This is a genomic window from Brevundimonas sp. (genome assembly GCF_013912005.1).
In the GTDB taxonomy this organism is placed as follows: Bacteria; Pseudomonadota; Alphaproteobacteria; order Caulobacterales; family Caulobacteraceae; genus Brevundimonas.
On record NZ_JACESB010000004.1, the window covers coordinates 122,559 to 144,691 of the forward strand.

The 22,133-nt window shown below is 71.7% G+C and carries 24 protein-coding genes, 1 tRNA gene and 1 other RNA gene; 8 read left to right on the forward strand and 18 right to left on the reverse strand.

What is annotated here, in order from left to right; all coding sequences use genetic code 11:
- Positions 1-74: 74 nt before the first annotated feature.
- The 7 genes from H2038_RS04810 to sppA all read right to left on the reverse strand — a co-directional run bounded on the left by H2038_RS04810 (position 75) and on the right by sppA (position 5,670).
- Positions 75-506, reverse strand: a complete 432-nt coding sequence (locus H2038_RS04810) for a cell division protein (RefSeq protein WP_292109771.1) — start codon at positions 504-506, stop codon at positions 75-77.
- Positions 503-1,453 carry a 16S rRNA (cytosine(1402)-N(4))-methyltransferase RsmH gene (gene rsmH, locus H2038_RS04815; protein ID WP_292109774.1) on the reverse strand — a complete coding sequence of 317 codons (951 nt, stop codon included), beginning with the start codon at positions 1,451-1,453 and terminating at the stop codon, positions 503-505. Before rsmH ends, H2038_RS04810 begins: the two co-directional genes overlap by 4 nt.
- Positions 1,450-1,929, reverse strand: coding sequence for a division/cell wall cluster transcriptional repressor MraZ (locus H2038_RS04820; protein ID WP_292109776.1), 480 nt, complete (start codon positions 1,927-1,929; stop codon positions 1,450-1,452). Before H2038_RS04820 ends, rsmH begins: the two co-directional genes overlap by 4 nt.
- A 337-nt stretch (positions 1,930-2,266) precedes the next feature.
- Positions 2,267-2,641, reverse strand: an RNA gene (gene rnpB, locus H2038_RS04825) — RNase P RNA component class A.
- A 46-nt stretch (positions 2,642-2,687) separates the two neighbouring features.
- Positions 2,688-3,452: an N-acetylmuramoyl-L-alanine amidase gene (locus H2038_RS04830; RefSeq protein ID WP_292109916.1), complete on the reverse strand. Its 765-nt coding sequence runs from the start codon at positions 3,450-3,452 to the stop codon at positions 2,688-2,690.
- A 5-nt stretch (positions 3,453-3,457) separates the two neighbouring features.
- Positions 3,458-3,784: a hypothetical protein gene (locus H2038_RS04835; RefSeq protein WP_292109779.1), complete on the reverse strand. Its 327-nt coding sequence runs from the start codon at positions 3,782-3,784 to the stop codon at positions 3,458-3,460.
- 104 nt (positions 3,785-3,888) lie between these two features.
- Positions 3,889-5,670: a signal peptide peptidase SppA gene (gene sppA / locus H2038_RS04840; RefSeq protein WP_292109919.1), complete on the reverse strand. Its 1,782-nt coding sequence runs from the start codon at positions 5,668-5,670 to the stop codon at positions 3,889-3,891.
- 219 nt (positions 5,671-5,889) lie between these two features.
- On the opposite strand from sppA, the gene panD reads away from it, so the two are divergent.
- Complete coding sequence (gene panD / locus H2038_RS04845) at positions 5,890-6,246, forward strand: aspartate 1-decarboxylase (protein WP_292109782.1); 357 nt, start codon at positions 5,890-5,892, stop codon at positions 6,244-6,246.
- A gap of 75 nt (positions 6,247-6,321) precedes the next feature.
- Positions 6,322-6,597: a hypothetical protein gene (locus H2038_RS04850; protein ID WP_292109785.1), complete on the forward strand. Its 276-nt coding sequence runs from the start codon at positions 6,322-6,324 to the stop codon at positions 6,595-6,597.
- A gap of 46 nt (positions 6,598-6,643) precedes the next feature.
- Here the strand turns inward: H2038_RS04850 and H2038_RS04855 are convergent, their stop codons facing one another.
- Complete coding sequence (locus H2038_RS04855; RefSeq protein WP_292109788.1) at positions 6,644-7,453, reverse strand: SIMPL domain-containing protein; 810 nt, start codon at positions 7,451-7,453, stop codon at positions 6,644-6,646.
- Between the two features lie 199 nt (positions 7,454-7,652).
- Here H2038_RS04855 and H2038_RS04860 point away from each other — a divergent pair.
- A tRNA-Ile gene (locus H2038_RS04860) sits at positions 7,653-7,725 on the forward strand.
- Here H2038_RS04860 and H2038_RS04865 read toward each other — a convergent pair.
- From H2038_RS04865 to H2038_RS04880, 4 genes are all read right to left on the reverse strand, one after another.
- The gene (locus H2038_RS04865) at positions 7,723-7,902 is read right to left on the reverse strand and encodes a hypothetical protein (protein WP_292109791.1); all 180 of its coding nucleotides are present in this window, start codon (positions 7,900-7,902) and stop codon (positions 7,723-7,725) included. The two genes, H2038_RS04860 and H2038_RS04865, sit on opposite strands and share 3 nt — an antisense overlap.
- A gap of 107 nt (positions 7,903-8,009) precedes the next feature.
- Positions 8,010-8,312, reverse strand: a complete 303-nt coding sequence (locus tag H2038_RS04870; protein WP_292109793.1) for a hypothetical protein — start codon at positions 8,310-8,312, stop codon at positions 8,010-8,012.
- Between the two features lie 45 nt (positions 8,313-8,357).
- Entirely contained in the window at positions 8,358-9,848 is a 1,491-nt protein-coding gene (locus tag H2038_RS04875; protein WP_292109795.1) for a hypothetical protein, read from the reverse strand.
- Between the two features lie 15 nt (positions 9,849-9,863).
- Positions 9,864-11,342, reverse strand: coding sequence for a tetratricopeptide repeat protein (locus tag H2038_RS04880; protein WP_292109797.1), 1,479 nt, complete (start codon positions 11,340-11,342; stop codon positions 9,864-9,866).
- Positions 11,343-11,598: 256 nt separating this feature from the next.
- Here H2038_RS04880 and H2038_RS04885 point away from each other — a divergent pair, with 256 nt between their 5' ends.
- From H2038_RS04885 to H2038_RS04905, 5 genes are read left to right on the forward strand one after another with little or no spacing between them, the layout of a single operon-like run.
- Positions 11,599-12,093: a GAF domain-containing protein gene (locus tag H2038_RS04885; RefSeq protein WP_292109800.1), complete on the forward strand. Its 495-nt coding sequence runs from the start codon at positions 11,599-11,601 to the stop codon at positions 12,091-12,093.
- Positions 12,094-12,129: 36 nt separating this feature from the next.
- Positions 12,130-12,807, forward strand: coding sequence for an SDR family NAD(P)-dependent oxidoreductase (locus tag H2038_RS04890; RefSeq protein ID WP_292109803.1), 678 nt, complete (start codon positions 12,130-12,132; stop codon positions 12,805-12,807).
- Positions 12,807-13,646, forward strand: coding sequence for a CoA ester lyase (locus H2038_RS04895; protein ID WP_292109807.1), 840 nt, complete (start codon positions 12,807-12,809; stop codon positions 13,644-13,646). Before H2038_RS04890 ends, H2038_RS04895 begins: the two co-directional genes overlap by 1 nt.
- 53 nt (positions 13,647-13,699) lie before the next feature.
- A complete protein-coding gene (locus tag H2038_RS04900; RefSeq protein ID WP_292109809.1) occupies positions 13,700-14,842 on the forward strand; it encodes a beta-ketoacyl-ACP synthase III in 1,143 nt (380 codons plus the stop codon).
- Positions 14,842-15,273: a hypothetical protein gene (locus H2038_RS04905; protein WP_292109812.1), complete on the forward strand. Its 432-nt coding sequence runs from the start codon at positions 14,842-14,844 to the stop codon at positions 15,271-15,273. The genes H2038_RS04900 and H2038_RS04905 overlap by 1 nt, the downstream gene beginning before the upstream one ends.
- 93 nt (positions 15,274-15,366) lie before the next feature.
- Here the strand turns inward: H2038_RS04905 and H2038_RS04910 are convergent, their stop codons facing one another.
- The 6 genes from H2038_RS04910 to H2038_RS04935 all read right to left on the reverse strand — a co-directional run bounded on the left by H2038_RS04910 (position 15,367) and on the right by H2038_RS04935 (position 22,117).
- On the reverse strand, positions 15,367-15,756 hold the full coding sequence (locus tag H2038_RS04910; RefSeq protein WP_292109816.1) for a RidA family protein: 390 nt from the start codon (positions 15,754-15,756) through the stop codon (positions 15,367-15,369).
- Between the two features lie 10 nt (positions 15,757-15,766).
- Positions 15,767-17,389 carry a M28 family peptidase gene (locus H2038_RS04915; protein ID WP_292109819.1) on the reverse strand — a complete coding sequence of 541 codons (1,623 nt, stop codon included), beginning with the start codon at positions 17,387-17,389 and terminating at the stop codon, positions 15,767-15,769.
- Between the two features lie 83 nt (positions 17,390-17,472).
- Positions 17,473-19,134, reverse strand: a complete 1,662-nt coding sequence (locus H2038_RS04920; RefSeq protein WP_292109822.1) for a M28 family metallopeptidase — start codon at positions 19,132-19,134, stop codon at positions 17,473-17,475.
- A 69-nt stretch (positions 19,135-19,203) separates the two neighbouring features.
- On the reverse strand, positions 19,204-19,773 hold the full coding sequence (locus H2038_RS04925; protein WP_292109825.1) for a DUF1579 domain-containing protein: 570 nt from the start codon (positions 19,771-19,773) through the stop codon (positions 19,204-19,206).
- A gap of 128 nt (positions 19,774-19,901) precedes the next feature.
- Positions 19,902-20,789, reverse strand: a complete 888-nt coding sequence (locus H2038_RS04930; RefSeq protein ID WP_292109828.1) for a cytochrome c1 — start codon at positions 20,787-20,789, stop codon at positions 19,902-19,904.
- Positions 20,789-22,117, reverse strand: a complete 1,329-nt coding sequence (locus H2038_RS04935; RefSeq protein WP_292109831.1) for a cytochrome b N-terminal domain-containing protein — start codon at positions 22,115-22,117, stop codon at positions 20,789-20,791. The genes H2038_RS04930 and H2038_RS04935 overlap by 1 nt, the downstream gene beginning before the upstream one ends.
- Positions 22,118-22,133: the final 16 nt, after the last annotated feature.

Consider the following 22,133-nt stretch of genomic DNA (forward strand, 5'->3'; position numbering starts at 1 on the left):
TGAGGGGAGACGCAGGCGCGGCCGCCACGCCGGCGCGCGGACGGAACGGTCCCAGGCGTGCGGATCGTGGACGCTCATCGCGCCGCCTCGTCCGTCGCGGGCGCCGCTTCCGCGGCGACCGGAGCTTCGGGCGCGGCGACGGCGGGCGCGGGGGTCGGAGCCGGGGCGGGCTCCGGCCGCGGCGCGAGCGTGGGAAGCCGGTCTTCGGTGGCGAGGCGATGCACGTCCACCGGCACGAGGCCCGCGTCGCGGGACAGCGCCTCGAGGCGGACCGGCCGCTCCAGCCGGGCGGCTTCCGCGCGCAGCAGGCGGACGCGGCGGCCGTTCTCGGCGATCTGCCGCTCGAGGTCGGCGATCTCGGAGCCGGTCCGCGCCGCGGCGGCCTTGGCCACATAGACCGAGAAGATCATGGCCGCCACGAGCAGGACGCCGATGATCTCGACCCAGCGCACGCCGCGGATCTTCCAGGCGAACAGGCGCTGCAGGGGCAGGACGAGCAGGCTCATGCGGCCAGCCTCCCCCAGGGCGCGGCGTCGGTGCGCACGGCGGCGCGGAGCTTGGCGGAGCGCGCCCGCGGATTGACCTCGCGCTCGGCCTCGGTCGCCTCGCGCGCGCCCTTGAACCTCAGCACGAAGCTGGGCTTGCGCGTGTCGACGGCGGCCGGCGCGTGCCGCGAACCGCCGGGAGCCGCGCCGCTGCGCTCGGTGAGGAACGCCTTGACGATCCGGTCCTCCAGCGAATGGAAGGTGACCACCGCCAGCCGGCCGCCCGGCGAAAGCGTCGCCTCGGCCGCCTCCAGCCCGGCGCGCAGCTCGCCCAGCTCGTCGTTCACCGCGATGCGCAGCGCCTGGAAGACGCGGGTGGCGGGATGGATCGGGGCGCCGCGGCGGCCGCCGAGGGCCTTCTCGACCACGGCGGCCAGATCCAGCGTCCGCTCGAAGGGCTGCTCGGCGCGGCGGCGCAGGATGGCCGTGGCGACCCGCCCCGACTGGCGCTCGTCGCCGTAGAGTCGGAAGATGTGGGCCAGCGGCCCGTGCTCCCAGGAGTTGACGATGTCGGCGGCGCTCTCGCCCTCGCCGGACATGCGCATGTCGAGCGGCCCGTCGCGCATGAAGGAAAAGCCGCGCTCGGCCTGGTCCAGCTGCATCGACGAGACGCCGATGTCGAAGACCACGCCGTCCAGCCGCGCCGCCCCGCTGTCGGCGACGGCTTCGGCCAGACCCGAGAACGGGGTGCGAACCAGCCGGAAGCGGTCCGGGAAGTCGTTGGCCACAGCGTCGGCGAAGGGCTGCACGGTCGGGTCGCGATCCAGCGCGATCACCGTCGCGCCGGCCGCCAGGATGGCGCGGGTGTAGCCGCCGGCGCCGAAGGTGGCGTCCACGACCACGTCGCCGGGCTTCGGCTCCAGCGCCTCCAGCACCTCGGCGAGCAGGACGGGGGCGTGCGGACTCATGCGCCCTCCCCCGCCGGCCGGGCGGCGCGCGCGCGTCGGGCCGCCTCGCCGCGCTCCCGCACCGCCTGGCGCGCCAGCGTCCGGCGCTCCTCGCGGCGGGCGTTCCAGCGGGCCCGATCCCAGATCTGGAAGCGGGAGCCGAGGCCGACGATGACCACGTCCTCGCCCAGCCCCGCCTCCTGGCACAGGCTTTCCGGCAGGGTGATGCGGCCGCCGCCGTCGTACGCAAGCGGGCGCTGGCCGGCGTAGAAGGTTTCCTCCAGCGCCGTGCGCTGGTCGTCGCCGAAGGGCAGCTCCTCGATCATCGCCACGTACTCGGCCATCAGCTTGTCGCCGCCGGCCTCGAGGCAGTCGGACTCGATCGAGAAGAAGCAGAACACGCCGTGCTCGGCGCCGTTGTCGGCCGTGCGGAACTCCTGCGGGATCAGCAGGCGGCGCTTGCCGTCCAGTTGTTTCTCATAGGTCGAGAGAAACACGCCCTGCCCAACTCGGACCCTTCGATCCGCCCCTCTGATCCTGATCCCACGCGACGCACGCCGCGCCCCAAACCCGGCCGGATTGGGATAGCATGGGATGAAATGGGCGACAATGGGATTAGTTGACGAGCATTAACCGTGAAGCTCGCCCAGTCCGAACACTTGGAGGTCGGAACATACACAGAACATCACAAGTATCGACAGGCTGGGGACGGGCTGGAATCCAGCTTTCGCAGCAGCAGGTTAACGCGGGACAACCCGCCCGCCGGCGGCGCGCCCGGCGCCCGCGGGGGGCCTGGCGAGCAGCGCCCGCGCAGGGAGAGGGGAGGTCGAAAAAGGCGCCAGACGGCCTGTAAGCCGGGTTCTGTTCCCGCCGAAGCGGGCGACGATCATTCCTCTGGACCGGCCATTGCTGGCCGGTTCTCGCGACCTACCCGGACGCCTCGGGCGGTGAACCCTGCGGCCGAAGCCGCGCAACGTCCCTATTCGGTCTTGCTCCAGGCGGGGCTTGCCATGCCGTCCCTGTCGCCAGGAACGCGGTGGGCTCTTACCCCACCCTTTCACCCTTGCCGCCCGCGAGCGGGCGGCGGTTTGCTTTCTGTGGCGCTATCCCTCGGGTCGCCCCGGGCGGAGGTTATCCGCCGCCTTTTCACCGTGGAGCCCGGACTTTCCTCGACGGAGCGAGCTCCGCCGCGACCGCCCGGCCGTCTGGCGCCGCCTAGGTGGGCCCTTACGGAGACGACGTCAACGGCGGCGGCCTAGGGCAGCACCCCGGTCACGCTCTCCGCCGTCGCCAGCTGCAGCACGCCCATCAGGGTAGCGCGGGTTTCGCCGTCGGCGATCCCGTCCACCTTCGCCGGGCGCCAGTGGCGCTGGAAGGCCTCGACGGTCACGCGGGTCTCGTCGTCATAGTCGCCGCCGGGCTGAAGGCCGTAGCCCAGCCGGTGCAGGCCGGCGCGCAGCACGATCACCCCCAGCCCCTCGTCGCCTGGTCCCAACGGCGCCCCGAGGGCGGCGATGCGCTCTTCCGCGGGTTCGAACCACAGGCCATGCCCCGCCGCCGCCAGCCGCTTCCACGGAAAGCGCTCGCCGGGGTCCTGCTTCCGGTCGGGGGCGAGATCGGAATGGCCGATGATGCGCGCGTCCGGGATGGTCCAGCGGCCGCGGATGTCGGCGACCAGCTCCAGCACGGCGGCGATCTGCGCCTCCGGAAAGTCGCGATAGCCGAACTCGTGCCCCGGGTTGACGATCTCGACGCCGATCGAGGCGGCGTTGCAGTCGGTCTCGCCCTGCCAGGCGCCGCGCCCGGCGTGCCAGGCCCGACGTTCCTCGGGGACCAGCCGGAGGATGGAGCCGTCCTCGTCGACGACATAGTGGGCGGAGACCCTGGCTTCGGGATCGCACAGCCGGGCGATGGCGGCCTCGGCCGTCTGCATGCCGGTGTAGTGCAGGACCAGCATGTCCGGCGGCGCCCGGCGGGCGTCGAAATTGGGGGACGGCAGCTCCCGGACGTTCAGCACGATTCCCGTTACCGGCCCGTCCGCTCCCAGCCGTAGGCCACCCAGGCCCCGTCGACCTTGCGCGCCTCGATCACATCGTCGGAGCGCCGGGTGCGCACGGTCATGCTGCGGCGGGCGCGCATGGCGAGGCCGGCGAAGAAGACCAGCACGGCGGCGATCAGGGCGATGACGGCCACGGCGGCGGCGGTCACGACCGCCAGCACCGCGCCCACCGCCATGGCGGCGAAGGTGGCGATCACGCCGCCCAGCCACATCATCGGCGCGAGCAGCCCTCCGGACGAACGGCGGGCGCCGGGGCCGACCTGGGCGAACAGCAGGCGATCGGATCGGGTCATCTCATTACCTTCCGTGGCGTCTCGACAACGCCGGAACCCCCAATGTCGGTCCACAGCCGTGAACGGTCAATGCGCCAGACCTTCACAGGCGAGTGTCCGCCCTCTCACCAGGGCTGGTCCGCCAGCACCGAAGCCCCCTCCGCGCGGGCCCGCTCGGTCTGGATGCGACGAACGGCCGCCCCGGCGGCGGGATCGTTCATCACGCTCCCGACGCCGACCAGCACCCGCGCCGCCTCGCTCGACACGCCGAACATTTCGGAGAGCGCCTCGAACGGCGATTCCGGCTGCGGGTAGCGCTTGAAGCGGATCGAATCCCCGTCCGGGATCCGCGCCAGCTGGCGGGCCTTGCCGATGGCCTCCTCCAGTCCGCCGAGCTGATCCACCAGCCCCAGCTGCCGGGCCTGGGCGCCGGTCCAGACGCGCCCGCGGGCGATCTCGCGCACCCGCGCCGGCGGCAGCCGCCGCCCGGTCGAGACCCGGGTGATGAACTCCTCGTAGGTGCGGTCGATGGAGGCGGCGAACGCCGCCTGCTGGGCGGCCGTGAACGGCTCCGACGGCGAGAAGGCGTCGGCGTAGGGGCCGCCGATGCTCAGGTTGCGCATGTCGACGCCGAACCGTCCCAGCGCGTCCGCGAGCACGAACTTGCCGCCGTACACCCCGATCGAGCCGGTCAGGGTCGTCGGCTGGGCCACGATCCAGTCGGCCTCCGAACTGATCCAGTAGCCGCCCGAAGCGGCGTAGTCGCCCATCGAGACCACCACCGGCTTGCCGGCCGCCTTGGCCGCGCGCACCGCGGCGAGGATCTGCTCCGAGGCCTCCGGGGAGCCGCCGGGCGAGGAGACGCGGAAGACGATGGCCTTCACCGCCTTGTCCTCGATGGCGTCGTAGAGGGCCTCGGCGAGATCGTCGGAGCGGATGGCGGCGGCGCCGCCGAACGGATCGGCGCCGCTCCCGGTCCCGGTCATGATCGCGCCCTCGCCGCCGACGATGGCGACGGCGTTGCGGCCGGAGCCGGCGCGTTCGCCCTTCGACGAGGCGTAGTCCTGGAATTCGATGATGTCGGCGCCGCGGCCGGCCCGGCGCTTGGCCTCGGCCTCGGCCTCCTCGACCTGGCCGACCTTGTCGATCAGGCGGCGCCGCAGCGCCTCGGCCGACGAGTACGGCCCGGCCTCGATCGTGGTCCGCAGGACCTGCGGCGTCAGCCGGCGATCCTGGGCGGCGTTGGCGATGGCCGAGGCGTAGATCGACCCCATCCAGGCCGCCATGGCCTCCCGGTGCGCCGGGGTGAAGTCGCTCTCGGTGAACTCGTTGACGGCGTTCTTGTACTCGTAGCGCTGTTCGAACTGGGCGTTCACGCCGTACTTGTCGAAGGCGCGGCCGAGGAAGATGGAGTCCGCCGACAGGCCGGCGACCTGGAAGCTGGCCGTGTTCTGCATCCACAGCTCGGAGGCGGCCGCGCCGAGCATATAGCCCGAGATGCTGGTCCCGACCGGCTGGAAGCCCTGGCTGTGGGCGATGACCGGCTTGCCGGAGCGGCGGAAGCGGCGCACCGCCTGGCGGATCTCGTCGGCGGCGGCGGGCGTGATCCCGCCTTCCGGCAGGCGGATCAGCAGCACCTTCACCCGGCTGTCGTCCTCGGCCTGGGCGAGGGTGTCGACGATCTGCATCGTCGACAGGCCCGAACCGCCGAACACGGCGAAGGGATTGGTCGGGGTCTGGTCCGTCAGGCCCTCGCGCAGGTCGAGCTCAAGCACCGAATTGGCGGGGGTGGGCTCCTTCGAGGAGGCCGAGCCGATCGCCACTGCAATGAGCACGAACGGCACCACGACGAGAAACAGGAACAGGCCGGCGAAGACGCCCGCCACCGTGAGGAAGAATTGCTTCATGGACAGGAGGTCGCCGGAGCCGCGGGCCGAGGCTTGGCCCAGTCTGACCATAGGCCGGGGAAGCCTTCCGTCAAATGAACGTCCCGTAACGGGCGAATGCGTCGCACCATCCCATGCTGCGACGCAGCGCGATGATTGATGCGCCGGGCGCGAGCGCCTATATCAGCGCCCTGCGAGCGGGGGCCGATCGCCCCGCGTCACCAAGGGACCGCACTCCCCATGCTGGTCACCCTGATGAAGGCCAAGCTGCACCGGGCGACGGTGACCCAGGCCGATCTCGATTACGAGGGCTCGATCGCCATCGACGCCGACCTGCTGGACGCCGCCGGCATCCTGCCGCACGAGCAGGTGGACGTGCTGAACATCACCAACGGGGCGCGCTTCACCACCTACGCCATCGAGGCGCCGCGCGGCTCGAAGGTCATCGGCGTCAACGGCGCCGCCGCCCGGCTGGTCCAGAAGAACGACAAGGTGATCGTGGTCACCTACGGCCAGCTGCCGCAGGAGGAGGCCCGCCAGTGGTCGCCGACGGTGGTGCTGCTCGGCGACCGGAACGAGATCAAGCCGGCGGCCTGAACGTCGCCTTCGAGATCGACCGGGGCGCTTGACGACGCGCGCCTCCGGGCCTCTCCTCCGCTCCGGAGGATCGACATGAACCGCACCCTGCGCGCCGTTCGCTGGCCCCTGTACGGCGCCTATCTGGTCGCCGCCGCCGGAGCGCTCATGCTGGCGCTGCCGACCGGCCTCGCCCTGCTGGGCATGCCGGCCGAACGGGTCACCTTTCTTCCGCTCACCGTGACGGGCCTGCCGTGGAGCGCGCCGCTGTTCATGCTGCAGCTCGACTCGGTGACGACCCTGGCCATCGCCATGGTGGCCACGGTGCTGAACGTCGCCGTCGGCCTGATGCTGGCCCGGTCGGTCGACTGAGCGGGATCGGGAGGACGGCCCGGCCGCCCTCCCCTCTCCGGCGGAATCAGCGCGCCAGGTCGTAGACGCCGGTGATGTCGATCCGCACCGTCAGCTCCCCGGCCGCGACGGGGGTCGAGCCGGCGTCCATGGCCATCTCGGCCCGGGCGTACATCGGGCGCGGCGGCTGGGGCGCATAGCCGCCGCCCTCGGTCAGCGAGCGGATCCCGCCCAGACGGACCCCGAGCGCGTCGGCGTAGAGCGCGGCCTTGGCCTGCAGGTTGCGCACCGCCAGCTGGCGGGCGCGGTTCTCGGCGGCCGTGGGATCCTCGAGACCGAAGCTGATGCCGTCGATCTGGTTGACCCCGGCGGCGACGACGGCGTCGGCGGTCGAACCGACCCGCTCCAGATCATGGATCACCACCGTGACGCGGTTCACGGCCTGGTAGCCGCGCAGCCGGGGCGGCTCGTTCTGCTGGTAGTCGTACTGGGCCGACAGGTTGAGCCCGGAGGTCTGGACGTCGCGCTCGGCGATGCCGGCCCGCCGCAGGGCGGCCATGACCCTGTTCATCTGCGCCGCGTTCTGGCTCATCGCCTCGGCGGCGGTGGCGGCCTCGGTGGCGACGCCGAAGGTGATGGTCGCCATGTCCGGCGCCGCCTTGACCTCGCCATAGGCCGACAGGTTCAGCGCCGGGCGCTCGGTCACCGCCTGGATGGTCAGCGGGGCGCCGCCCTCGGGCTGCGACTGGGCGCGGGCGGCGGGCGCGGCGAGGGCCAGGGCGGCCGCGGCCAGCAGGCCGCCGCTGACGAGCAGCGCGCGGCTGGACAGGGCGGGCGCGGTCCGGGCGACGGGGGCGGCGGGGACGGGGCGGTTCATGGAGGTCTCCTGATGCGGGGCGGTCCGTCGTTCCCGATGCTGGGCGCGGACCGTGGCGACACCTTGGCCGTTCACGCCTGAACAAGCGTGCAGGATCGTCGGCAGGTTCCGTTCATCGACGGACAGGGGCGGCTCCCGGGACACGGATGCCGCTTTGCAAGCCCCGCCGGCGCCTGCTAGGCGAGGCCGCCGCCACGGCGGGCCCGTAGCTCAATGGTTAGAGCCGACCGCTCATAACGGTCTGGTTGCAGGTTCGAGTCCTGCCGGGCCTACCGCAGGCGCGGCCGGCGCGCCTCGATCTCGGCGCTGATCCGCCGCAGGGCGCCCGGCGACGCTCGTTCCAGCTCGCGCAGCAGGGCGCCGAGGCCGGCGCGGCCGTCGGCGCTGGCGGGGTTCAGCCTCGCCTGCACCAGTCCGCCCGCCAGCCGCTCGCGATCCTCCGCCGTCATCCGCGCCTCCTGTCCGGAGGTCGTTGTGGAGCCTGGCCCGCGCGTCCGTCAACCGATTTGTTCGCTCTTTGTTCCGGAAAGACGCCCGTCGCGCGAGAGGGCGCGGGTCAGCGGAAAACGGAAATGGCGGCGACGAGGGCGAAGAGAAGGGCGACGGCGACGGCGATCGCATACCAGACCTTGGGGGGCGCGCGCAGACCGCCGCCGGTTTCGCCTTCGGGGATGATGGGGAGAGGCCGCCGGCCTTCGCCCGTCTCCGTCCGCCCCGCCTGCCCGCCTCCCGCCGCGGGAGCGCCGCCCGCCTCGGCGTCCGTACCCGGAGGCGACATCCCGGGGTCGAACACCGGAACGCTGGCGTTTGCGCGGCGCTTGCGCCACTGGTCATCCTTGGCCTGGAGCGGACTGGTCATGGCGGGGACAACCGCCGGGCGCGGCGGTCGTTCCCCGTGCGCGCCTCACCAGCCCCAACCGCCGCCGCGCCGCCAGCGATCCTCGCCGCGCCAGCGGTCGTCGCCGATGTAGCGCCCGTCGCGGTCGTACCAGCCGTAGCCGTCGCGGTACCGGTCGTACCCGTCCAGCTGATAGCCGTCGTCATAGTACGGCAGGCCGAACAGGCCGTCCTCGGCGTCCCACCACTCGCGCGGATAGGAGCCGTGGGCGCACTCCCAGCCGTCGCCGGGACGCCAGTAGGGTTCGTAACGTCCGCGGTAGCGGTCGCGGAAGGACGGTCGGCAGACGGACTGCGACCAGACGCGGTTGCCGTGCGCCTCCACGCTGGCGCGGGGCTCGCGGTAGATCACCTCGTCCATCCCGCCGGCGAAGACGTTGTCGACGATCACGGCATGTCCCGCAGCGGCGGCGACGCCGACGGTGGAGGCCCGGATGCGGCTGTCCTCGAGCCGGAGCTCGCCGCTGTAGAGCACCGCCCCCTTGTCCGCCCGGCAGATGCGGCTGTCCTTGATCGCGACGGAGGCGCCCTCGACCACCACGCCCTCCACATAGCCGCAGACGGCGGCGTTCTCGATCTCGACCCGGCCGTAATCGCGGCCCGAGCGGATCAGCAGGCCGATCGAGCGGGGGCCGAAGCTGTTGGGCGCGTTCGTGCCCTTGAGGGTGGTGGCGGCGATGCGCGAGGTCTGGCCGGGGCCAGGAGTCAGCTCCATGCCCGACTGGGCGCCCAGCACCGTCAGCTCCCAGGCGTTCAGCACCGCCCCGTCGGCGACGATGGCCGGAGCGATGGTCTGGGCGTCGAGCACGGCGTTGCGGATGTCCAGCAGCCCGCCGTCGGCGTAGATCGCCGCCTCATCCCCGGCGTGCCGGAAGCCGACCCGGTTCATCACGATCTCGGCCCCGTAGCCGACCACGCAGGCGGCGTCGCCCGCCCTCGGCGAGGCGAACACGACGTCGCGGATCTCGACCCGCACGCCCTGCGCCACGGTCATGCAGGGCAGGCCGTCAGGCGCCTGCAGCGTCAGCTGGGCGCTCCGCTCCCAGTCGCGGGGATCGAAGCCGCCCTCGCCGATGAGGGTCAGCGGCTTGTCGATGTTCAGCCACCCCACGCAGGGCCCGCCGCGGGCCCGCAGAACCAGGGTCCCGCCGGGGCGGACGCGGCGCACCGCGTCCTCCACCGCGCCGGCGCCGGGATTGCCGCCGCAGTCGACCAGCACGATCTCCTCGCTGCCCGGGCGGTACCCGCCGGGGCGCCAGTCGGGGCCCCGGTCGGGACGGTGGCGTCGATAGTCGTAGCGTCGATGATGCGCGCCGCGGTTGCGATACGTCCGGGCCGGCGGGTCGAGCAGCAGGCCGAAGTTGGGCCGGGTCTGGCTCTCCACCTTGGCGGCCACCTGGGCGCGCGCCGTCGGCGCGTCGAGCAGGGCGAAGGCCGCGAGGGCCGCCGCAATTCCAGCGGCGGCGCCGATCAGGCCGAGCGGGGTGCGGATCGTCATGGGTTCTCGCCCTCCTTAGCGGCGCTGCGAACGGGAGACCTGGGCCAGCACCGCCTGCAGCCGGCCCGCCGAGGGGCCGAAACCCGACAGGGCGGAGTCGATGCGCAGGGCGACGGCCTGGGCCTTGTCCTGGTCGGCGACCCCCGACACCCCCAGGGCGAAGTAGCTGGACATGGCGAACTTGGCTTCGGGGCTCCCCTGCCGCGCCGCCTCCTCGAACCATTTGAAGGCGCGCGCATAATCGGCCGGGAGGCCGACGCCCTCGGCGTACATCACCGCCAGCACCAGCTGCGCCTCCGAGGAGCCGTTGACGGCGGCGAGCTGGATCGCCCGCACCCGTTCCAGGTGCGACAGGCGCCCCTCCATGGCGTGGCCGAGCATGGCCTCGAGCGTCTCGATCTGCCGCTTCGACAGATCCTCCGGCCGCTGGGGCGCGGCGTCCGTCACGCCGAGATAGCGCAGGGCGCGGCCGACGTGGATGAACGGCAGTTCGCCGCCCATCCGCGACAGGGCGTATTCCGAGGCGTCGCCGCGCGGACGGCTTTCGTCGGAGAAGGGCACCCCGGACTGCGGCGCCTCGTTCGGGTAGAACTCGAACGGCGGGGTCCACTGCCGCGCCTTGGCCTCGACGAAGCTGCGATAGCGGCTGCGGCCCGGCGCCGAGCGCTCGAAGTCGCTCATCAGCACATAGGCGCCGACGTCGCCGGTCTGCACGGCCAGATAGTTGTAGAGGTAGGCGTCGACGTCGTTCCGCTGGAACAGGTTGACCGCTGCCTGGTAGCCGCGCCGTCGCCGCTCCCCGCCGCCGAGATGATCGCCGCCCCGGCCCCACGCCTCGCGCGCCTCGCGATTGTCCTCAGGCTCGCCGAAGGGGCCGTACAGGCCGTCGTGCAGGCGGGCCAGGGTGCGATAGCCCTCGGCGTCCTGGGTCGACAGGACGTAGATCACCCGGTCGCGGACGGCCTCCTGCTCCTCCCGGGTCATCTGCCCCAGCAGGCGGTCCAGCCGGAGATAGGCCGTGTGGCGTTCCCAGGCGCGGCAGTCGTCGTATTTCGACAGCGGCCGCCACCCGCCCCAGCCGTCACGCCGCACCCGGTTGATCGGGGCGTAGCCCTCGTCGTTGGCCAGCGCCATGGCGTACCAGGTGGCGCTCTCGATCGGATCCTCGATGTTCTTGTCGGTGGCGCGCACGGCGGAATAGCGCGACCCCAGCTCCAGCTGGGCGAAGAAGTCGCCGCGGAAGGCCGCGCGCCGGAGCGCCCTCAGTCCCGTCTCCTGGGCGTTGAACTCGGAGCCGGTGAGGGAGGCGGGCCTCGGGCAGCTGTTGCCGTCGCTGCCGCCGCCCTGCCAGAAGCGGACGCCGCCACGGTCGCCGCAGGACACCATGCCCAGCGCGGTCAACGCCAGCACCCCCGCCACCGCAGCCACCGCCACCGGTCCCCGGGAGCGGCCGTCGCGCGAGCGTCGTTCGTGTGTGGCTTCGCCCTCGGCCATACTCCCTCGCACCCCTCTGGTCGGGCCGCGCCCGGTCGTTAACCTTTGCGGGACCGCGACAGTCCGGTCCAGTTAAGGTCCTGTCAAGGTTAACGCCGTTTTGCGACAAAGCGTTGCCGTGGAGCGGCCATTTTGTGCGGTCGCCCGCCGACTTCCGAAGCGAATCAGACGCTTGCGATTCGCTGGACGGGCGAGCCGCCCTCTCGCCAGAAAGGGCGTCGCCGCCTATATCAGCCGCCCCTTCCGGAGACCGCTGATGACCTACGTCGCCCGCGACGATCGCCCCGCCGACAAGGCGGAACGCTACGCCGAAGTCGAGGCGGAGATTCTCGCGGTGCTGGAGGGCGAACCCGACCGCGTCGCCCGCATGGCGACCGTGGCCTCGATGCTGGCCGACGCCTTTCCCGCCTTCTTCTGGACCGGCTTCTACGTCGTCGATCCGTCCCGGGAGAAGGAGCTGGTGGTCGGCCCCTACCAGGGCACCCTCGGCTGCCTGCGCATCCCGTTCGGGCGTGGCGTCTGCGGTGCCGCGGCGGCGACCCGGACCACCCAGATCGTCGAGGACGTGCACGCCTTTCCCGGCCACATCGCCTGCGACAGCCGGTCGGCCAGCGAGATCGTGGTTCCCGTCTCCGACGGCGATGGGCGGCTGATCGCCGTGTTCGACGTCGACGCCACCGAAAAGGCGGCGTTCGACAGGATCGACGCGGAGGCGCTGGAGCGGCTGATGGCCAAGGTGTTCGCCGCCTGATCATCTGCTAAGCCCTCGGTCGCAGAGGAGGACGCGATGGCGGAACGGGTGATCGTGGTGACCGGCGGGCACGGCGCGCTGGGCCGGGCCGTGGTCAAGGCGGCGCAGGCCGACGGACTGAAGATTGCGGTGATCGACCACGCCTCGGGGCAGACGGCGCCGCCCGGCGTGCTCGAACTGGGCGGGGTGGACCTGACCGACGCGTCGGCGGCGAGCCGGGCGATCGATGCGGCCGCGGCGCATTTCGGCCGGCTGGACGCCCTGCTCAACATCGCGGGCGGCTTCGTCTGGCAGACCGCCGAGGCGGCCGAGCCGGCGTGGGACCGGATGTACGCGCTCAACCTCGTCACCGCCCTGAACGCCAGCCGCGCCGCCCTGCCGCACCTCCGTCGCTCCGACGAGGGCCGGATCGTCAACGTCGGCGCCGCCGGCGCCGTCAAGGCCGCGGCCGGCATGGGCGCCTACGCCGCCTCGAAGGCCGGGGTGCACCGGCTGACCGAAAGCCTGGCGGAAGAGCTGAAGGCCACCCGCGTGACCGTGAACGCCGTGCTGCCGTCGATCCTCGACACCGAACAGAACCGCCGCGACATGCCCGACGCCGATCCGGCGACCTGGGTCCGCCCCGGGGACCTGGCGCGGGTCATGCTGTTCCTGGCGTCGCCGGAAAGCCGCGCCATGACCGGGGCGCTGGTGCCGGTGACCGGGCGCGTCTGATGGGACCGGCCCGCAGCGTCCTGTTCCTGCCGGCCAGCAATCCGCGCGCCATCGAGAAGGCCCGCGCCCTCCCCTGCGACGTGGCGGTGCTGGATCTGGAGGACGCCGTCGCCCCGGAGGCCAAGGCCGACGCCCGTCGCGCCGCGGCCGCGGCGGTCCGCGCCGGCGGCTGGGGGCCGCGGGCGGCGGTGCGCATCAACGGGCTCGACACCGAATGGGGCGCGGACGATCTGGCGGCCCTGGCGGGGACCGGCGTCTCCCTGATCGTGGCGCCCAAGGTCAGCGACGGCGGCGACGTGCACACGCTGGCGGCGCGCCTGCCGGAAGGGACGGCGCTCTGGGCCATGGTCGAGACCCCCGCCGCGCTGCTGGCGCTGCCCGACCTGGCCCGGGCGGCCGCGGACACGCCGCTGGAAGGGCTGATGCTCGGCGTCAACGACCTCGCCCTTGGACTGGGAACCGGCCCTTCGCCGGAGCGGGAGCCGCTGAAGCCGTGGCTGGCGGCCACGGTCGCCGCCGCCCGCAGCCGCGGACTGCTGGCCGTCGACGGCGTGTTCAACGACTTCACCGACGCCGCGGGCTTCGCGGCCGAGTGCGCCCAGGCCCGTCTCTACGGCTTCGACGGCAAGAGCCTGATCCATCCCGCGCAGATCGGGCCCGCCAACGCCGCCTTCTCGCCCGCCCCGGAGGAGGTCGCGCGCGCCCGGGCGGTGGTCGCCGCCTTCGCTTCCCCCGAGGCGGCCGGAAAGGGCGCCATCCGCCTCGACGGCGGCATGGTCGAGCGCCTGCACCTCGCCGCCGCCGAACGCCTGCTGGCCCGTCTCGACCGGGACGTCTGAGCGGCGTATCAGTCCGTCCAGAAACAGAACGCGCCCCGGGCGCACGGGAATCCATGACCCAAGCCGTCATCGCCGCCACCGGCCTGTTCACGCCGGAACAGTCGATCTCCAACGAGGAGCTGGTCGCCGCCTACAACGCCTGGGCTGACCGCTTCAACGCCGACCACGCGGCCGACATCGCGGCGGGCGAGATGGAGGCGCTGACCCACTCGTCGGTCGAGTTCATCGAGAAGGCGTCGGGCATCAAGCAGCGCTTCGTGCTGGACAAGGCGGGCGTGCTCGACCCCGAGCGCATGACGCCGCACCTGCCCGAGCGCCCGAACGAGGACCTGTCGGTCCTCGCCGAGATGGCGGTGAAGGCGGCCCGGGACGCGCTGGCGCGCTGGGGCAAGCCGGCGTCGGAGATCGGCGCGGTGATCTGCGCCGCCTCCAACATGCAGCGCCCCTATCCCGCCATGGCCATCGAGGTGCAGCAGGCGCTGGGGATCGAGGGCTTCGCCTTCGACATGAACGTCGCCTGCTCCTCGGCCACCTTCGGCCTGAAGACCGCCGCCGACTTCATCGCCTCCGGCTCGGTGAAGGCCGTGCTGATGGTGAATCCCGAGATCTGCTCGGCCCACCTGAACTTCAGGGACCGCGACAGCCACTTCATCTTCGGCGACGTCGCCACGGCGGTGATCGTCGAGGCCGCCGACCAGGCCGTGGACGGCTGGGAGATCCTCGGCACGCGGCTGAAGACCGTCTTCTCGAACAACATCCGCAACAATTTCGGCTTCCTGAACAAGGCGGCCCTGCCGACCGGCGGCGCCGAGCCGGCCGCCGCCACCGGCCTGACCGACAAGATGTTCGTCCAGCAGGGGCGGAAGGTGTTCAAGGACGTGGTGCCGATGGTGGCGGAGATGATCGTCGACCACGCCCGCGACCTGGGGCTCGACCCGGCGACGCTGAAGCGCCTGTGGCTGCACCAGGCCAACATCAACATGAACGAGCTGATCGGCCGCAAGGTGCTGGGGCGCGAGCCGACGGCGGAGGAGAACGTCATCATCCTCGACGACTACGCCAACACCTCCTCGGCCGGCTCGATCATCGCCTTCCACCTGCACCACGACGGCTTCGCCCCGGGCGACACCGGCCTGATCTGCAGCTTCGGAGCCGGCTATTCGGCCGGCACGGTGTTCGTGCGGAAGCGGGCCTGATGGTGGACCGGTCCGACATCGGGGCCGTGGTCGACGCCATGTACGCCTGCATTTCCGGCCCGGCCGGGCCGCGGGACTGGGCGACCCAGCGCGAGATCTTCCACCCCGACAGCCGCCAGGCCCGCACCTGGCTGGACGCCGACGGCCGGCCGGCGATGCTGGTCATGGGCCGCGACGCGTACGAGGCGAACGTCACGCCCTTCTTCGAGACCACAGGGTTCTTCGAAACCGAGATCGATCGCCGGATCTCCGTCTTCGGCAACATGGCCCATGTCTGGAGCGTCTACGAGGCCCGCAACGACCCGGCCGACCTTGAGCCGGAGCGGCGCGGGATCAACTCGATCCAGCTGTGCCGGGGGCCGGACGGCCTGTGGTCGATCCTGCACATGATCTGGGACAACGAGCGGCCGGGACTGAGCGTCGGCGGCTGAACGCAGCCGTCAGTCCGGCCCCTGCTCTGCCGGGAAACCGCGCGCGATCTTCAGCCGACGGAGCCATGCACGCTCCGGTCCGCCCGAAGGGCCTTACGCCGCCGCCACCGCCTCGATCTCGACCAGCCACTCGCCTTCGAAGAGGTCGACCACGATCACCGTCAGGGCCGTCTGGCGGCCGCCGAGGCGGCGGAGGCGGACCTCGCGGTTCTCCAGGGCGTACTTCCGGTCGGACAGGAAGGTGGTCGCCTTGACCAGGTTGTCGAGCGTCATGCCGGCGGCGCGCAGCTGGGTCTCGAGGTTGTCCCAGACCTGCTCGCATTGGCCGGTGAAGTCCGCCGCCAGCGAGCCGTCGGGGGCGACCGGAATCTGGCCCGAGAGGTAGAGCCAGCGGGTCGCGCCGGTCACCTCGGCCGCCTGGGCGTACTGGCCCCCGGCGGGCGGCGAGCCGTCGCCGGTCAGCGGACGGATGACGACGGCCACGCCTCGCGCCCTATTGCCGCGCCGCGTCGGAACGGGCGCGGACCACCGCGAACTCCGAGGTCGGCTTCCAGCCCGGCCAGTCCTCGCTGTTCGCGAGGTCGAGGCCCAGGTGGTAAAGCAGGGTCAGGTTCTCGACCGCCGAGGTCAGATCCCAGTCGGCGGACCATTCGTCGGACGGCTGGTGATAGTCGGCGGCGAACTTCGCCCGCCAGGCCGCTTCGCCGGCCTCGCGGCCGCCCTCGACCCAGTCCCAGCCGTGCCACGGCATGATCGCCGGCACGCCCATGCGGGCGAAGGGGAAGTGGTCCGAGCGGTAGTAGAAGCCCTGCTCCGGCATGCCGTCGTCGGAGACATAGCGCCCGAGCGGCTCGGCCAGCGCCTGCAACCGGTCCTCGAGGTCGTTCTGCCCCTTGCCGAAGATCGGGATGTCGCGGGTCGGGCCCGACAGGGGCAGCATGTCGATGTTGATGTCGGCGACCGTGGTCTCGAGCGGGTACACCGGATCGGCCGCATAGCCGTACGCGCCCAGCAGGCCCATCTCCTCGGCGGCCATGTGCGCGAAGACGATCGACCGCTCCGGCCGCGGCGCCCGGCTCAGCTGCCGCGCCATCTCCAGCACGCCGATGGTGCCCGAGGCGTTGTCCCAGGCGCCGTTCCAGATGTTGTCGCCCTCGACGCCCGGGTGCTGGCCGGCGCCGCCGACGTGATCCCAGTGCGCCGAATAGATGATGGTCTCCTCGGGACGCTCGGTCCCGGGGATGCGCGCCAGAAGGTTGTGGGTCACCAGGGTGTCGATGGTCTCCGCAGCGTCCACGGACAGGGACACGCCCTCGAGCGCCACCGCCCGGAAGGTGCCGCCGGCGATGTCCGGCAGCTGCGTGATGTCCAGACCGGCCGCCGCGGCCCAGGCCGCCGCCGTGTCGTGGTTGAGCGCGCCCGAGAACTCGAGGTCGGCCGCGCCCGGGGTCATCGTCCGCGTGCGGGCGTTGGCGCGCACGAGCCCCTGCCACTGGGGCGAGCCCGCCCCCTGGGGAACGAGGGTGAGGACGCCGATCGCGCCCCGCCGGAAGGCCTCGTCGGCCTTGTAGGCCCCGGACTGGTAGTTGGTCGCATACGGCCCGTTGAACAGCTCGCCGTCGGGCTCCCCGGCCACCACCACGACGACCTTCCCGCGCACATCCAGGTCGCCGTAGTCGTCCCAGTTGCGCTCGGGGGCGTAGATGCCGTGGCCGGCGAAGACCACGCCCGCGTCGCGGACGCTCGCCCGGCCGTCGTTGGTCGCCGCCCGCACCACCAGGTCGGTCCCGACCGTCAGCGGGTGCGTCGCCCCGTCGGGGCCGGTCCAGCTCGCCGTCGCGCCCTCGACGGGGGTGAAGCGCTTCAGCTCGACCGGCTGCAGCCACTGGCCGTCGGGGCCGCCGGGCTGGAGCCCCATCGCCTCGTACTGCCCCTGCAGCCAGGCGAGGGTCATCCGCTCGCCTTCCGTGCCGGGATAGCGCCCCTGGAACTCGTCGGCGCTGATGGTGCGGATGTCGTTGCTGATCCGCTCGGCGGAGAAGTCCTGGGCCGCGGCGGCGCCGGCGGCGAGAAGCACGGCGGCGAGGGCGACGCCGGCGGTGAATCTGCGAAACATCAAGGACTCCATCCCGGATTGACCGGGCGCACTCTAGGGCGGCCCGCCGGGGCCGCCCGTTAAGTTTTCGTCATCTGCCGCGATCAGCGACGCCGGGCGGCCTCGCTGGCGGCGCGGGCCGGGCCGAACTCGGAGCCCGGCTTCCACTGCGGCCAGTCGCGACTGTTCGCCAGGTCGAGACCGAGGCCGTAGATCAGCGCCAGGTCTTCCGCCTGGCCGCGCAGGTCCCAGTCCGCCGACCATTCGTCATCAGCCTGGTGATAGCGGCGGGCGGTGTACTCGTCCCGGGCGGCGTTGCGGGCGGCGATCGGCTCGTCGAGGAACTCGCCCCCGCCGTCGACATAGGCCATCGGCACGCCCCGCTTGGCCAGCGGGAAGTGGTCGGACCGGAAGTAGCTGCCGGCCGCGGGATTGGCGTCCGGGCGAATGGCGCGGCCCTGCCCCTCCGCCGCCGCCTCGACGCGTTCGTCGAGGTCCGACTGGCCGTAGCCGATCACGTCGACGTTGGCGACGCGGCCGTAGACGTTCATGGCGTCGATGTTGAAGCCCGCCACCGTGGTCTCCAGCGGCCACACCGGATTGGCCGCGTAGTATTCGGACCCGAGCAGGCCGCTCTCCTCGGCGGTGAAGCTGATCATCACGATCGAGCGCTCCGGCCGCGGTCCCTGGCCGAAGGCCCGGGCCAGCTCCAGCAGGCCCGCCGTGCCCGTGGCGTTGTCGACCGCCCCGTTGAAGATGGCGTCGCCATTGGCGTCGGGTTCGCCGACGCCGATGTGGTCCCAGTGGCCGGTGTAGAGGATCGTCTCGTCCGGATGGGTGGTCCCGGGCAGGCGCGCGATCACGTTGCGGGTGGTGACCCGGCTGGTGGCCACGTCGAACGAACCGCTGAAGGTCGCCCCCGGCAGCTCCACCGGGCGGAAGTCGCGGCTGCGCGCCGCGGTCTTCAGCGCCTCGAAGTCGAGGCCGGCGCGGCGGAACAGGTCGACCGCGACGTCGCGCTGAATCCACGCCTCCATCGGCGCCCGCTCGGCGGCGGCGTTCTGCCGGACGATGTCGAACTGCGGCGCCGACCAGCTGTTCTGGACCGTCGGCCAGCCGTAGGAGGCGGGAGCCGTCTCGTGGACGATGATCACCCCGGCGGCGCCCTGCCGGGCGCCCTCCTCGTACTTGTAGGTCCACCGGCCGTAGTAGGTCATGGCGCGGCCGTTGAAGGTGTCGAGCTCGGGCTGCTCGAAGTCGGCGTCGTTGACCAGGACGACGATGACCTTGCCGCGCACGTCGACGTCCTTGAAGTCGTCCCAGTTCCGCTCCGGCGCGTCGATGCCGTAGCCGACGAACACCAGCGGCTTGTCCCGGAGGTCGACCTGCGAGCCCGGCAGGCGGGTCGAGACCACGATCTCCCGGCCCTGCGCCAGCGGGAGGGTCGCGCCGCCGACCTCCAGGCGCGCCTCCACGTCCGAGGTGGTGAACCGGTTGAGCGCCACGTCCTGGGTCCAGGCCCCGTTCGGACCGCCCGGCTCGAACCCGGCGGCGGCGTACTGCTCGCTGAGGTAGCGGACCACCATGTCTTCCGCCGGCGTGGCGATGCCGCGGCCCTGGTAGCTGTCGTCGGCGAGGACCCGCACATGCTCGGACAGCCGGGCCGGGTCGAACAGGGCGGCGGCGTCGCCGCCGGACGGCGCAGTGGTCGCGCAGGAGGCGAGCAGGACGCCGGCGAGCGCGGCGGCGGAAGCGGTCAGACGCATGAACAGATCACCCTCGGCCTTGAACAGGGTGGCGACCCTAGGGCGTCGCCCGGGACCTGTCGATGCGGCTCAGGGCAGAACCGGTTCGCCTGCGGGCCAGTCCGTGTCGCCGCGACGGCGCAGGCGCAGCTCGATCACCCGCATCGGCTCGCGGCCCGGCAGCACGAAGTCGCCGACCTCGCGCCATTCGCCGTCGCGGAAGGTCGTGACGTAGCGAATCTCGCCGCCTCGCGAGGGGACGGTCCAGCTGAACCCGTCCGGGGAGGCGGTCATCGCGAAGTCGCCCGCCTGCCCGTTGGCGTACGAGCGCAGGGTGTAGCGGTCGGTCGCGTCGTCCCACGAGACCACGGCGAAGGCGTTGAAGGCGGCTGCGTCGTCGCGGCCGCCCGTGCGCCCCTCGATGACCTTGATCGAACCGCCGAGCATCGGGCCGACGCGTTCGGTGTGGGGCTGGACCAGGGTGCGGCCGGGTCCCGCGTAGATCGTGGCCTCGCCCACCCATTCGCCGTCCATCCACGACAGGGCCTGCATCGCCGCCCGCTGCTCCGCGGTTCCCGCCGGGTGGAGCTCCTGGGCCGCGGCGACCGCGGGGGCCGTCAGCATGGCCGCCGCCGCAAGGAGTGAAAGAACCTGTTTCATGACCCGCCTCCTGTGCTTTGCTTTATAAAGCACTTGGTCACGACTGGCAACAGCGGGTCCGCCGGACGAAAACGCCCGCCGGAGCGGTGCTCCGGCGGGCGCTGTCGTCCGGTGGGGAGGGGGCGGCGCTAGTGCGCCACGCCCTTCCAGATCCGGCGGTAGCTCATGTAGGTCACGCCGGCGAAGAGCAGCAGGAAGATCAGCGTCCCGACGCCGGACTGCTTGCGCTGCACCTGCTTGGGATCAGAGGCCCAGGCGATGAAGGCGGCCACGTCCTTGGCGTACTGGTTGACCGTCTCCGGCGAGCCGTCGTCGTAGGTCACCTGGCCGTCCATCAGCGGCGGCGGCATGGCGATGAACCCGCCCGGCGGCACGTGGGCGCCCTCGGGCATGAACGGCGTCAGATCGCCGGCCATGTAGGCGTTGTAATACTGGCCGGGACGGATCTGCAGGCCCTCGGGCGGCGGAGCGTAGCCGGTGAGCAGCGAATAGATGTAGCCGGCGCCGCCGTGGCGGGCCTTGGCCATCACCGAAAGGTCCGGCGGGGCGGCCCCGCCGTTCGCCGCCGCCGCGGCGGTGGCGTTCGGATAGGGGTTGGGGAAGCGGTCGGCCGCGGTGCCGTCGCGCATCACCGACTCGCCGGTCTCGGTGTCGATGTCCGCCACCTGCACCTCCGCCGCCAACGCCTTGACGTAGCGGTTCTCGGCGGCGCTGGCCTGGTGGGCGTCGTAGAACGGCCCGCCCGGCTCCGCGAGGGTGCGGAAGTGCATCAGGTCCATGCTGTGGCACGAGGCGCAGACCTCGCGATACACCTTGTAGCCGCGCTGGAGCTGGCCCTGGTCGAAGGTCCCGAACGGGCCCTCGAAGCTGAAGTTGCCGTCGCGAAGGGCGTAGCCGTGGCCGCCCTCGGCCGCGGCGGCCGGCTGGGCCGCCAGCACCAGGCCGGCGGCGGCGGCGACCAGCGCCAGGGTCTTCTTCATGGAGCGCATCGAAGTCTCGAGGTTCATGGTCGCCATCAGCCCTTCTTCTCGGCCGCGGCCGGAGCCGCCGCCGTCATCGCGTCGCCGCCGGGCAGGACGGGCTCCGAGATGGTCGCCGGGATCGGCAGCGGCGTCTCGCGCAGTCCGACGATCGGCATGATGATCAGGAAGAAGGCGAAGTAGTAGGCGGTGAACAGGCGGGTCAGCCAGAGGTAGCTGTTCAGCTGCCCGTCCATCAGGGTGAAGCTGGGCATGCCCGGGATCACCGGCGCGTCCGGCAGCTGGGCGCCGCACCAGCCGAGGCCGAGGCCCACCAGCACGAAGATCACGAAGAACGTCCGCATCGCCGGGCGGTAGCGCATCGAGCGCACCTTGGAGGTGTCCAGCCAAGGCAGGACGAACAGCACGCCGATCGCGCCGAACATCGCCAGCACGCCGCCGAACTTGTCCGGGATGGCGCGCAGGATCGCGTAGAACGGCAGCATGTACCACTCGGGCACGATGTGCGCCGGGGTCTGGAGCGGGTTGGCCGGGATGTAGTTGTCGGCGTGGCCCAGGGCGTTCGGCATGAAGAAGACGAAGACCGCGAACAGGATCAGGAACAGCACGATCGCGAAGCCGTCCTTCACAGTGAAGTACGGGTGGAAGGGGACGGTGTCCTTCTTCAGGCGGTCCTTGGGGATCAGGATGCCGACCGGGTTGTTCTGGCCGGCGTGGTGCAGGGCCCACAGGTGCAGCACGACGCAGCCGGCGATGACGAACGGCAGCAGGTAGTGCAGCGAGAAGAAGCGGTTGAGGGTGGCGTTGTCGATCGCCGGACCGCCGCGCAGCCAGATCAGGATCGGCTCGCCGATCACCGGGATGGCGCCGATCAGGTTGGTGATCACCTCGGCGCCCCAGTAGGACATCTGGCCCCACGGCAGGACGTAGCCGAGGAAGGCGGTGGCGATCATCAGGAAGAAGATCACGCAGCCGACGATCCAGATCATCTCGCGCGGCGCCTTGTACGAGCCGTAGTACAGGCCGCGCAGCATGTGCAGGTACACCGCGATGAAGAACATCGAGGCGCCGTTGGCGTGGGTGTAGCGGATCAGGTCGCCGCCGTTGACGTCACGCATGATGCGCTCGACGGAGGCGAAGGCCAGCTCGACGTTCGGGACGTAGTGCATCGCCAGCACGATGCCGGTGGCGATCTGCACCGCCAGGCAGAGGGCCAGGATGCCGCCGAAGGTCCACCAGTAGTTGAGGTTCTTCGGGGTCGGCAGCGACATGTAGTCGGCGCCGAAGCGGACGATCGGCAGGCGGCTGTCGAGCCACTTCTCGACGCCGGTCTTGGGGACGTAGGTGGATTCGTGATCGCTCATGGGTCTCTCGTCCGTC

Coding starts and splice junctions, on each gene's coding strand:
- H2038_RS04905 (WP_292109812.1), top strand. CDS start 14,842: ATGGTGGACCGGTCCGACATCGGGGCCGTGGTCGACGCCATGTACGCC.
- H2038_RS04885 (WP_292109800.1), top strand. CDS start 11,599: ATGACCTACGTCGCCCGCGACGATCGCCCCGCCGACAAGGCGGAACGC.
- H2038_RS04925 (WP_292109825.1), bottom strand. CDS start 19,773: ATGAAACAGGTTCTTTCACTCCTTGCGGCGGCGGCCATGCTGACGGCC.
- H2038_RS04855 (WP_292109788.1), bottom strand. CDS start 7,453: ATGAACCGCCCCGTCCCCGCCGCCCCCGTCGCCCGGACCGCGCCCGCC.
- H2038_RS04920 (WP_292109822.1), bottom strand. CDS start 19,134: ATGCGTCTGACCGCTTCCGCCGCCGCGCTCGCCGGCGTCCTGCTCGCC.
- H2038_RS04915 (WP_292109819.1), bottom strand. CDS start 17,389: ATGTTTCGCAGATTCACCGCCGGCGTCGCCCTCGCCGCCGTGCTTCTC.
- sppA (WP_292109919.1), bottom strand. CDS start 5,670: ATGAAGCAATTCTTCCTCACGGTGGCGGGCGTCTTCGCCGGCCTGTTC.
- H2038_RS04865 (WP_292109791.1), bottom strand. CDS start 7,902: ATGACGGCGGAGGATCGCGAGCGGCTGGCGGGCGGACTGGTGCAGGCG.
- H2038_RS04900 (WP_292109809.1), top strand. CDS start 13,700: ATGACCCAAGCCGTCATCGCCGCCACCGGCCTGTTCACGCCGGAACAG.
- H2038_RS04880 (WP_292109797.1), bottom strand. CDS start 11,342: ATGGCCGAGGGCGAAGCCACACACGAACGACGCTCGCGCGACGGCCGC.
- H2038_RS04935 (WP_292109831.1), bottom strand. CDS start 22,117: ATGAGCGATCACGAATCCACCTACGTCCCCAAGACCGGCGTCGAGAAG.
- H2038_RS04835 (WP_292109779.1), bottom strand. CDS start 3,784: ATGACCCGATCCGATCGCCTGCTGTTCGCCCAGGTCGGCCCCGGCGCC.
- H2038_RS04875 (WP_292109795.1), bottom strand. CDS start 9,848: ATGACGATCCGCACCCCGCTCGGCCTGATCGGCGCCGCCGCTGGAATT.
- H2038_RS04895 (WP_292109807.1), top strand. CDS start 12,807: ATGGGACCGGCCCGCAGCGTCCTGTTCCTGCCGGCCAGCAATCCGCGC.
- H2038_RS04870 (WP_292109793.1), bottom strand. CDS start 8,312: ATGACCAGTCCGCTCCAGGCCAAGGATGACCAGTGGCGCAAGCGCCGC.
- H2038_RS04930 (WP_292109828.1), bottom strand. CDS start 20,789: ATGGCGACCATGAACCTCGAGACTTCGATGCGCTCCATGAAGAAGACC.
- H2038_RS04810 (WP_292109771.1), bottom strand. CDS start 506: ATGAGCCTGCTCGTCCTGCCCCTGCAGCGCCTGTTCGCCTGGAAGATC.
- H2038_RS04850 (WP_292109785.1), top strand. CDS start 6,322: ATGAACCGCACCCTGCGCGCCGTTCGCTGGCCCCTGTACGGCGCCTAT.
- H2038_RS04890 (WP_292109803.1), top strand. CDS start 12,130: ATGGCGGAACGGGTGATCGTGGTGACCGGCGGGCACGGCGCGCTGGGC.
- rsmH (WP_292109774.1), bottom strand. CDS start 1,453: ATGAGTCCGCACGCCCCCGTCCTGCTCGCCGAGGTGCTGGAGGCGCTG.
- panD (WP_292109782.1), top strand. CDS start 5,890: ATGCTGGTCACCCTGATGAAGGCCAAGCTGCACCGGGCGACGGTGACC.